Genomic DNA, 583 nt, shown 5'->3' with positions numbered 1-583 from the left:
ATTAGCTTTGATACGCTTGGTATCGATTCGGAAAAAGTTAGATCCAGCTTAGCACTAAGCTCTCTCTAAAAAATTGAATAAAGTTAGCCGCCGATAGACGCAAGATGCGGCGTCATACCAGTATTGCCATCGTGTAAGAAGTGGCTTACGGACTTTGTTTGCAGCTGCGATTGGATACGTTCAATCAACTCGTTTTCTTGGTCATCACGCTCCAACAAATCACGCAGTTCAACGCCATGTTCACCAAACAAACAAAGGTGCAGCTTACCCAGCGCAGAAACACGCAGACGGTTACAGCTTTCACAAAAGTCTTTTTCATACGGCATGATAAGACCGATTTCACCTTTATAATCTGGGTGAACAAACACCTGAGCGGGGCCATCATTGTGCGAACGCACTTTCAGTAACCAGCCGTTCGCAATCAGTTGATTACGGATCGCAACACCAGAAACATGATGCTTTGAAAAGAGGTCATCCATCTCGCCCGTTTGCATTAGCTCAATAAAGCGCAATTGGATTGGACGGTCTTTGATCCAGTTAAGAAATGCGGGTAGCTCGTGATGGTTCAGATCTTTCATCAACA

At 44.8% G+C, this 583-nt stretch carries 1 pseudogene; it reads right to left on the bottom strand.

The features are described 5' to 3' along the window. Positions 1-83 precede the first annotated feature (83 nt). Positions 84-583, bottom strand: a pseudogene (moaA, locus tag R7190_RS29200) (GTP 3',8-cyclase MoaA); the annotation flags it as partial.

The organism is Vibrio sp. 1078-1 (assembly GCF_033340475.1).
The sequence above is the reverse complement of the archived record's forward strand: the minus strand, read 5'-3'. Positions and strand labels throughout refer to the sequence as shown.